At 43.5% G+C, this 6,902-nt stretch carries 5 protein-coding genes; all 5 read left to right on the top strand.

Features of this window, described 5'->3' with window-relative positions; all coding sequences use genetic code 11:
* On the top strand, positions 1-1,848 hold a 1,848-nt coding region (locus QUB04_RS11730), incomplete at its 5' end, for a tetratricopeptide repeat protein (RefSeq protein WP_333284341.1).
* A complete protein-coding gene (locus tag QUB04_RS11725) occupies positions 1,841-3,742 on the top strand; it encodes a tetratricopeptide repeat protein (protein ID WP_333284339.1) in 1,902 nt (633 codons plus the stop codon). The genes QUB04_RS11730 and QUB04_RS11725, both read left to right, overlap by 8 nt.
* Before the next feature lie 42 nt (positions 3,743-3,784).
* Positions 3,785-4,426: a Uma2 family endonuclease gene (locus QUB04_RS11720; RefSeq protein WP_333284337.1), complete on the top strand. Its 642-nt coding sequence runs from the start codon at positions 3,785-3,787 to the stop codon at positions 4,424-4,426.
* A gap of 568 nt (positions 4,427-4,994) precedes the next feature.
* On the top strand, positions 4,995-5,729 hold the full coding sequence (locus QUB04_RS11715; RefSeq protein WP_333284335.1) for a glutathione peroxidase: 735 nt from the start codon (positions 4,995-4,997) through the stop codon (positions 5,727-5,729).
* A 201-nt stretch (positions 5,730-5,930) separates the two neighbouring features.
* The gene (locus tag QUB04_RS11710; protein ID WP_333284333.1) at positions 5,931-6,902 is read left to right on the top strand and encodes a sodium-dependent bicarbonate transport family permease; all 972 of its coding nucleotides are present in this window, start codon (positions 5,931-5,933) and stop codon (positions 6,900-6,902) included.

Genomic DNA, 6,902 nt, shown 5'->3' with positions numbered 1-6,902 from the left:
TTTGACGAAGCTCGGGCAGCTTACCAACGGGCGATCGCACTCAACCCTAATTTTAGTTGGTCTTACCACTTTTTGGGGGAAACTTGGCAGGCGATTGAGGAATACTGCGAAGCCGCTGCTGCTTACCGCAAAGCTATTGAGTTAAATCCCGATTTTTGTTGGACTTACAACAATTTAGGCGATGTGCTGATGGAGCTTTCTGAGTGGGAGGAAGCTGCTGTTGCTTACCGCAAGTTAGTTGAGCTAAATCCAGATTTTTGTTGGACTTATGAGAGATTAGGTAAGGCTTTGGTTGCACTGGAAAATTGGGGAGAAGCGACGGCGGCTTACCGCAAAGCTATTGAATTAAATCCCGATGATTGTTGGCTGTACAATTGTTTGGGGGAAGTTCTGGAATCACAAGAAAATTGGTCTGAAGCAGCAGTTGCTTTTGGTCGTGCTATCGAGCTAGAATCTGAGCAGAGTTGGCTGTACAAAAAGTTGGGTGATGCACTGCGGAATCAAGGGGATTTAGAAAGGGCGATCGCAATTTACGAAAAAGGCATCAATCTCGATCCAAAATCCTGTTGGTGTTACAAAGGATTGGGTTTGACTTTAATTGCCAAACAGCAGTGGGAACCTGCAATCACTACTTTAGTTCAAGCACTGCAAATTAAACCAGATTTGTTGGAAGCTTACGATAATATAGGTTATGCTCTGGAACAACAAGGAGAAGTCGATGAGAGCGAGTGGGCAAAATGCAGCCATCAAATCTTACCGTTAAGTGTTCTCAAAAAATACTGTCAGTTTACAGAGGATATGATAGTCGCCGCCGAGTCAAATCCGAACATCTCTTGCATTGACCTCTATCCTGCAAGCCAAATCAATTTATCCGCCTCCAAAACTACCGACAATAACAATAACTTATTTTCCCCAAATAAATTTTACATCAAAAAAGCTTTCGTTGCCATACTGCCAAACGGACGAGCTTGGGCCGATGTCATTAATACTGCGGCAATTACTTCAGATAATAAACTTGTTCTCGATGTTTCAATGGGTTCTCCTGAATTAATAGTAACTTCAGACAAATTACCTCCTGTGGAGCATATAGATGGAAGTGTTGCTTTTTTGTCCGCTCCCTGGGGAGGAGCTTATTTTCATTGGATGTTTGATGTAATTACCCGGTTTGAGCATATACAACGGAGCGGGTTAATAGATAGTGTAGATAAGTTTGTTGTCAATGCCGGCGATTATACTTATCAAAAAGAAACTTTAAATACTTTAGGAATTCCTCAATATAAAATTTTAGAAAGTGGCTGTTCCTTTCACATAACTGCCGATAATTTAATAGTTCCGTCAATTTGTAAAGATGGATCGGGCACCTCAAAATGGAAGTGTGAATATCTAAAACAGTCATTTTTGAACCCTAAAATACCACTAAAAACCGACTGTTCAGAGCGAATTTATATCACCCGTCAACAAGCATCCTATCGGCGAATCGTCAACGAAGAAGAAGTAGTTAATTATTTACAAAAATTTGGGTTTCGCAGTGTCAAGCTGGAAACGATGTCGGTAGCGGAACAAGCAGCCTGTCTGGCTGCTGCTAAAGTAGTTGTAGCACCCCACGGAGCTGGATTGACTAATCTAGTTTTCTGCACTCCGGGAACTAAAGTAATCGAAATTTTTTCTCCTATGTATGTGCCAAGTTGTTATTGGACTATTAGCAATTTGTGCGGTTTGGAACATTACTCTTTAATTGGCGATTTGGTTGATGATAGAACTCCGATAAAACCTTTACATAAAGATATGCGGGTGGATTTGAACTCGCTGGAAAAATTAATGAATCTTGCAGGAGTTTTGCATGGATAATGACTACCACAATCTGGGGAATTCTCTGCAAGAAAGCGGTCGGTTTGATGAGGCTGTTGCTGCTTACAAAAAAGCTATTGAATTAAATCCTAATTTTTCTTGGTCTTATCACAGTTTGGGCGATGTTTTGCTGAAAGTTGAAAAATGGGAGGAAGCTGTCGCTGCTTACAAAAACGCTGTTGAGTTAAATCCAGATTTTTCGTGGTCTTATCACAATTTGGGCGATGCTTTGCTGAAACTTCGGCAATGGGAAGAGGCTGCTGCTGCTTACCGCTGCGAGATTGCACTCAAATCGGATTTTGCTTGGTCTTTTTGCAATTTAGGCGACGCTTTAACTAAACTCAAACAGTGGGATGAAGCTATCGCTACGTATTTAAAAGCTATTGAAATTGACGGAGATTTGCCGGGAATTTACGAGAAGTTGGGATACGCTCTCGGACAAACAGAGTCGGATTTAAACTTAGTGTTAGAAGAATTTCAATTGCAAATTACACCGGAAAATTGGGAGTTTTATTTGCAGTTAGGAGAGAATTTAGCAAAGTACGATCGCCCAAAAAGCGCAATTATTATTTACCAATCTCTCTTGACAGCTATGCCTAATTATGGTAATGTTTCAGCGAAATTAGAGGAGTTGTTGCAGCAGCAAGAAAAGTGCGACCGCGCATTAGCCTCTTCTCGCGCAACTGTCGCCCAAAAACCGGATGATTGCTGGTCTTATTACAATTTAGGTGCTGTTCTGAGCCACCAAAAATATTGGGAGGAAGCGGCGGCGGTCTTTTTCCAAGCAATAGAAATAAATCCCGATCTTCCTTGGTGGTTTTATTACAATTTGTGGGAAGTTTTTGTTAGGCAAAACAAGCTAGATGAAGTTGAGAACTTGTGCCGCGAAGTTGTTGCAGCTAAACCGGAGGCTTTTTGGCCTTATCTGAATTTGGGGGAAGCTTTGACGAGGCAAGGTAAAATTGCTGAGGCGATTGATTTTTATCGAACTGTCAGTTACAAACAAAGTTTGGCATCTCTTATCAGTAAGAGAACAGGCAAGATGCCTGTTCCACAAGAAGATACAGGCAAGATGCCTGTTCCACAAGAAGATACAGGCAAGATGCCTGTTCCACAAGAAGATACAGGCAAGATGCCTGTTCCACAAAATTGGAACTTAAAACCAGTCAAAGTTCCTAACTTTATAATTATTGGTTGTCAGCGGTGCGGGACGACTTCTCTGTATACTTATTTAGCTCAACACCCGCAAATTTTGACTCCGATTAAAAAGGAGATGGATTTTTTCTCGTGGCACTTTGACAGAGGGATTGATTGGTATTTGGCTCATTTTCCACCAATGCCTTCGGGAGAGCAATTTTTGACGGGCGAAGCAAGTCCGAGCTATTTTGACTATCGGGAAGCACCGGAACGACTCTACAGCCTGTTTCCAGAGGCTAAACTGATTGTACTTTTGCGAAATCCGGTCGATCGGGCGATTTCTCAATTTTACCGCTTGACTGGCTTAAATTGGGAAGCGCGATCGCTCGATCGAGTAATTAGCGATGAAGTTGAACGGTTGAATCAAAATCCAGAATACATCATCGGCGAGGAACCGGGGAATTATTTAGCTCGCGGTAGGTACATAGAATTTATTAAAAACTGGCGGACTTTCTTTCCCCAAGAACAGTTGTTAATTTTGAAAAGCGAAGATTTTTATGCAGGTGCGGCCACAACTGTCAAGCAAGTTTTAGAATTCTTAGATTTGCCGGAATATCAATTGTCTCAATACCAAAATGCTAATCCTGGTTCTTACCAGCCGGTAAATGAATCGGTTCGCGACAGGTTGAGCGATTATTTCCGACCTTACAATCAGGAATTAGAGGAATATTTGGCGAGGCAGTTTGATTGGGAATAAAGTTGAGCTAAGATTAGAACAACTTGTAAGGAGGTAATACCGATGCTGACGATCGAGCTAGATACATTACTTAAAGAACAAGCACTCCAACGCCAAGATCCTGAAGATCGCTACCTTACCGATAGCGCCAACTGGGAACAATACGAGACACTGCTGAATCGGATTGGAGATGCGGCAGGATATCGAGTTACTTATTTAGATGGAGTTTTGGAAATTATGTCGCCTTCTCGCCGCCATGAAAGTAGAAAAACTCGCATTGGAGATCTGCTGCTTATTTATTTTGTAGAAGCTGACATCGAATATTTCCCTTTTGGGTCTACAACTCTGCGACAAGAGGAAAAACGTGGCGGTACGGAACCGGATGAAGCTTATTGTATTGGCACAGATAAAGAATTTCCCGATTTGGTAATTGAAGTGATTGTTACCAGTGGCAGCATCAATAAACTAGAACTGTATAGAAGGTTGAATGTGCGAGAGGTTTGGTTCTGGCGAAATGACCGATTTTCTATCTACCATTTGCGAGAAGAAATTCCGGTTGAATTCGTGTCCAACTGCGGTTATGAATTAATCACACAAAGCGAATTGCTGCCAGGAATTGATATCGATCTATTGACAGAATGTGTAAAAAATCCTCACCCGTTAGCAGCAGCAAAGGATTGGAGACAGAATTGCCGACATACTTAGGAATGATAATTAAATAACTTCCACAAGGAAAGTGGGATGGGCGTCCCGCCCGGCCAAAAAGGACGGGCGGGACGCCCATCCCACAATAACAATTAAAATTGTAAGTTATTTAATTCGCGATCCTTAAACAGCAAGTTGTGCACAAACCTGACGGTCAACGGAGTACCGTTAGACCGCAGGCTTCTTGTTTCCTTTTTTACAAAGGCTTTTTATAGTGAGGTAGTTCCACCCCCACTTACTAATATATTACCAGAGTATTTCCCGATTATCAAGGGACATAAAAGAATAATTGTCGGCTTCCGTCCGCGACATCCGACGCTTCTTTCCATCACGCGGGCGTAATTCATTCGGGGTACTTCGCGCAGCGCTCAGATATGTCCCCTCTGAATATACCGAGGGACTTCCCGGCTGGCAGTTAAATCTGCTAGCTGTCGCAAAAACAAGGAACTGAGCTCGCGCGCGCCCAAGTCCGAGAAAAAAACCCGCCTACCCTTGACAAGTCATACTCGTTATGAGTACGCTATAAAAAGCAAAGGAATTGAACCCAAGTACCCAAAAATTTAAAATCATGCTGACGAACCACGAAGGTCAAAGAGTACCCAAAGTCACCTTTCGCACTCGCAAAGACAACGAGTGGGTCGATGTCACCACGGATGATATATTTGCAGGCAAAACCGTAGCAGTGTTCTCGCTGCCTGGGGCTTTTACTCCCACTTGTTCGTCAACGCACCTCCCCGGTTACAACGAATTGGCCAAAGTTTTCAAAGAAAACGGCGTAGATGAAATTGTTTGTATTTCCGTCAACGACGCCTTTGTGATGAACGAGTGGGCAAAAGACCAAGAATCAGACAATGTGACGTTAATTCCCGACGGTAACGGCGAATTTACTGAAGGCATGGGAATGCTGGTAGACAAAACAGATTTAGGCTTTGGCAAGCGGTCTTGGCGTTATTCGATGCTGGTAAAAGATGGCTTGGTTGAAAAAATGTTTATTGAGCCTGATGAACCGGGCGACCCTTTCAAAGTGTCCGATGCCGAGACGATGCTCAACTACATCAACTCCGCAGCAGCCAAGCCGAAGGTAGTTTCGCTGTTTACAAAAATGGGCTGTCCCTTCTGCGCTAAGGCTAAGGCACTGCTGAGTAAACATGGCTTGGATTATGAAGAAATCGTCTTGGGCCGGGAGATCACAACTCGATCGCTCCGGGCTATGACTGGGGCTACAACTGTGCCGCAAGTATTTATCGACGGCAAGTTGATCGGTGGTTCCGAAGCCCTAGAGTCTTATTTGGGTGTTGCTTAGTTAAACCAAAATACTTAGCTTGCAGGTGCCCGCGTGCACACCTTCGTTGTAGGGTGCGTACTGTGCGCCTTTGCCGTATTTGGCGGTATTTAGCCCGATCGAGCTTTCGGGTCATTAGTTCGATCGGTCTATTTATCCATTCTCGTGCCACAATTACTGGGGAAGTAATATTAAAAACGCAAGAAAGGGGAGTGAACGATCGTGGATTTGAGTTTAGTCGCGTCAAATATCTTAAATCCGCCCATATTAGCTTTTTTCATGGGAATGCTGGCAATTTTTCTCAAATCTGATTTAGAAATTCCAGCCCCCATCCCCAAACTGTTTTCGCTGTACCTGTTGTTTGCGATCGGATTTAAAGGCGGCGTCGAACTGTCCAAAAGCGGAATTGACCAGCAAGTTGCCCTGACAATTGTGGCAGCGATGCTGATGTCAATGCTCGTACCCGTTTATACTTTTTTCATATTGAGGATCAAACTCGACTCCTACAATGCCGCAGCGATCGCAGCCACCTACGGTTCCATCAGCGCCGTCACATTTATCACCGCAACCTCCTTCCTCACAGCACAGGGGATCGACTTTGACGGTTACATGGTAGCCGCGCTAGCATTAATGGAATCCCCTGCAATTATAGTCGGGCTAATCCTGGTGAGTGTATTCGGCGGCGAAGAAGGAAAACGCGAAATAGTTTGGCCAGAAGTGTTGCAAGAAGCATTCCTAAACAGTTCAGTTTTTCTACTCATTGGCAGCCTAATTATGGGTATACTGACAGGAGAACATGGTTGGGAAGTTATGAGTCCGTTTACTCAAGACTTGTTTTACGGAGTCCTGACTTTTTTCTTGCTAGACATGGGGCTGGTTGCAGCCAGCAGAATTAAAGATTTGCAAGAAGCAGGAATTTTTCTGATCGGCTTTGCAATCCTAATTCCCATAGTCAACGCCGTAATTGCTTTGGTAATAGCGAAATTAATCGGAATGCCACAGGGAGACACTTTGCTGTTTGCCGTATTGTGCGCGAGTGCTTCTTATATAGCAGTACCAGCAGCCATGCGCCTAACTGTTCCTGAAGCGAATCCAAGTCTTTACATTTCAACTGCCTTAGCAGTGACATTTCCATTTAATATCATTGTAGGGATTCCCCTGTATCTATACGGAATCAATATGTTTTGGAGGTGA

Origin of the sequence: Microcoleus sp. D2_18a_B4, from assembly GCF_036702475.1 — a bacterium.
In the GTDB taxonomy this organism is placed as follows: domain Bacteria; phylum Cyanobacteriota; class Cyanobacteriia; order Cyanobacteriales; family Microcoleaceae; genus Microcoleus.
Note: the sequence above shows the minus strand (reverse complement) of the source record. Positions and strands in the feature narration are given on the sequence as shown.